Below are 3,082 nucleotides of genomic sequence, written 5' to 3' on the forward strand. Positions count from 1 at the left end.
GAAGCGACATCTTACCTGCCTTTGAATAGACCACCAAGGATGCCGCGCACAATGCGTCGCCCCGTTGTTCCCTTCAACTCTTTGACAACCATCTTTGTCAAAACATCACCAAACCCACCGCTGGACCGCTTATCTTTCCGCGAGGTCGATTTTCCGACCCTTTCGCTGTCATAGCGACGCCCGGCTTTGAACTCGCGCTCGGCGTCTTTGGCCTCAACCTCAAGGCGCTCGGCTTTTTCGGCTTCTTCTGCTGCGTCGGCGGCGCGGCCGCGCAAAATCTCGTAGGCGCTGTCCCGGTCCTTGAGCGCCTCGTATTTTCCGGCAATCGGCGAACTATTGATGACGTCCTGCCTTTGTGCCGCAGTGATCGGGCCAAGCTGGGACGATGGTGGGCGGATCAAGGTGCGCTCGACTACGCCTGGCGCGCCCTTGGATTGCAGCATTGAAGTGACTGCCTCGCCTACGCCCACTTCGCGGATCGCGTCTTCGGTCGAGAACCGCGGATTGTCGCGGTAGGTTTGCGACGCCTGCTTCAATTGCTTACGGTCCTTGGCTGTGAACGCGCGAAGGGCGTGTTGGATGCGATTGCCAAGCTGACCGAGAATGTCTTCCGGCACGTCAGCCGGGTTCTGCGTCACGAAGTAGACCCCGACACCTTTCGAACGGATCAGTCGTGCCACTTGCTCGACCTTGTCGACCAACGCTTTGGGCGCATCGTCGAACAACAGGTGCGCTTCATCAAAGAAGAAAACGAGGCGTGGCTTGTCTGGGTCGCCAACCTCGGGAAGTTCTTCAAACAGTTCCGACAACAGCCACAAAAGCGATGTCGCATACAGCCGGGGCGCGCTCATAAGTTTGTCGGCAGCAAGGATATTGATCCGTCCGCGCCCATCGGGGTCGGTCCGCATAATGTCGGTCAGCTCAAGCGCTGGTTCTCCAAAAAACTGCGCGCCACCTTGGTTTTCCAACACCAAAAGTTGTCGCTGGATGGCGCCGATCGAAGCGGTCGAGATATTGCCATAGCGGAGCGACAGCTCACTTTTGTTTTTGCCAAGCCAGACAAGCATGGCCTGTAGGTCTTTCAGATCAAGAAGTGGCATCCCGTCTTCATCCGCGACCCGGACTGCAATGTTCAGAACGCCTTCTTGCGCGTTGGTCAGTTCCAACAGGCGCGACAGTAAAAGCGGGCCCATTTCGCTGACGGTTGTGCGAATCGGATGGCCTTGTTGCCCGAAAAGATCCCAAAACGTAACTGGGAAGGCCTCATAGGCGTAGTCCTCAAAGCCGATCGTTCCGGCGCGCTCGGTGAAGGCATCGTGCAGTTTGAACGCTTCGGAACCTGCTCGCGCAATACCCGAAAGGTCCCCTTTGACGTCCGACAAAAACACCGGCACGCCCGCCGAGGCAAAGCCTTCCGCCATGATTTGCAGGGTTACGGTCTTGCCAGTGCCCGTCGCGCCCGCCACCAGCCCATGTCGGTTTGCGTATTTCAGCAAGAGACCCTGGTGAACTGCGTAGTCTTTGCCGCCGCCGCCCATGAAAATCGTTTCTGACACCTGTTGCCCTCGCTTCGATCTTTACCTTCGCGCGCAGAATAACTTGTTGACCTTTATGTGCCAGAGTTAACCTGTTCCAAAAACGCTACCGTCGTCTTTAGAACACTTCCTCCCTGTCGACTGGCCGCGCTTTTTAAACGCGGCCTCCCCCCCAACGCGAGGGCTGCCAAAAAGTGAACACAAGACTGTTGACGCAGTCATACGGCTACAATAGCTTGCGGGCAATTAATAAGCTGGCCAGTCCGGCAGGGAGAAATGAAAAGCAGGGTCTGGTTTAAGGGCCCTGTTTTTTATTGCGCCGATGGCAAGTTGCGCAGCGCTGACATTGAATGTGATGGCAAAGGATTGCCGCTGCGCTTTCAGACCGCTGACACGCTTGGGCTGGCGTGCTAAGGGGCGCTTACACGCATTCGAATTCATGGGAGAAAACATGACGAACGTATTGAAAGTTTTATGTTTTGCGCTGGGACTGGGCTTTTTCGGCGCAGCCTTCGCACAATCAGCTGACACGCCAGATGGTGAGAGCGCACCAACCGAAGCAGAAGTCGAAACACCAAGCGAGCCGACACCCGGACAAACCTTTGTCGCTGGGACATTCTCGGATTGGGAGTTGCGGTGCTTGCGACTTGAAAGCGGCGCGGACCGTTGCCAGATGTACCAACTTCTGATCGATGGGACCGGTCAGGCTGTGGCCGAAGTGAACTTCTTTGCAATCCCGCCCGGTGGACCGGCTGAGGCAGGTGCTTCACTGATAACACCGCTAGAAACGCTTTTGACAGCAGACCTGCGGCTTGCGGTGGATTTAGGCGAGATACGCCGCTATCCGTACAGCTTTTGCACAACTGAAGGGTGCGTGGCGCGGCTTGGCTTCACGCCCGAGGAAATCGCGGAGTTTAAGCGCGGTGTGACAGGCAAAGTGACGATTGTTCCCGCCCTGGCGCCAGATCAGACCGTTGATCTGACAATGTCACTGTCGGGCTTCACCGCAGCTTACAACGATCTTCGCACGCGCGCAGGTCTTTGATACCGGCGTCGGGGGCGATCAAGTCCCCGACATCCGCCGGATCGCGCCAACAAGCTGCGCGGTCGAACCGTCTTTTCCTTCTGTTCCAACTTCGCCTGCGACGACAGGCTCAAGCGCTTTGGCAAGCTCTTTGCCAAGCTCGACGCCCCATTGGTCAAAAGAATTGATACCTAAAATCGCGCCTTCCACGAAGACACGATGCTCGTACAGCGCTACGATCTGACCCAGAACAAACGGCGTCAACTTGGGATAAACAAGTGTCGTTGAGGGGCGATTTCCTGGGAAGACGCGGTGTGCCGCTTGTCGTTCCAGTTCGGCCCCTTCAAATGAACCTGACACAATGGCCCGGGCTTCATCCATTGAGCGACCCCGCATCAAGGCCTCGGATTGAGCAAGGCAGTTGGCGACCAAAAGCCGGTGTTGATGGGCCAGATCGTCCTCGAATCCCTCGGCTCCAACCATAAACTCACACGGCACAACGCGCGTACCCTGATGGATCAAT

2 protein-coding genes and 1 pseudogene are annotated in these 3,082 nt (G+C 56.7%); 1 reads left to right on the top strand and 2 read right to left on the bottom strand.

Annotated features, from left to right (window positions below; translation table 11 throughout):
- Positions 1-11: 11 nt before the first annotated feature.
- A complete protein-coding gene (locus Q1B15_RS03990) occupies positions 12-1,556 on the bottom strand; it encodes a helicase HerA-like domain-containing protein (protein WP_299750479.1) in 1,545 nt (514 codons plus the stop codon).
- Positions 1,557-1,986: 430 nt separating this feature from the next.
- Here Q1B15_RS03990 and Q1B15_RS03995 point away from each other — a divergent pair, with 430 nt between their 5' ends.
- Complete coding sequence (locus Q1B15_RS03995; protein WP_299750482.1) at positions 1,987-2,580, top strand: invasion associated locus B family protein; 594 nt, start codon at positions 1,987-1,989, stop codon at positions 2,578-2,580.
- Between the two features lie 18 nt (positions 2,581-2,598).
- On the opposite strand, the pseudogene Q1B15_RS04000 reads toward Q1B15_RS03995, so the two are convergent.
- A pseudogene (locus tag Q1B15_RS04000) lies at positions 2,599-3,082 on the bottom strand (glucose-6-phosphate isomerase); the annotation flags it as partial.

Source organism: uncultured Boseongicola sp. (genome assembly GCF_937988555.1).
In the GTDB taxonomy this organism is placed as follows: Bacteria; Pseudomonadota; Alphaproteobacteria; order Rhodobacterales; family Rhodobacteraceae; genus Boseongicola.

Excerpts from the sequence above, each read along its gene's own strand:
- Q1B15_RS03995 (WP_299750482.1), top strand. The coding sequence starts at position 1,987 with ATGACGAACGTATTGAAAGTTTTATGTTTTGCGCTGGGACTGGGCTTT.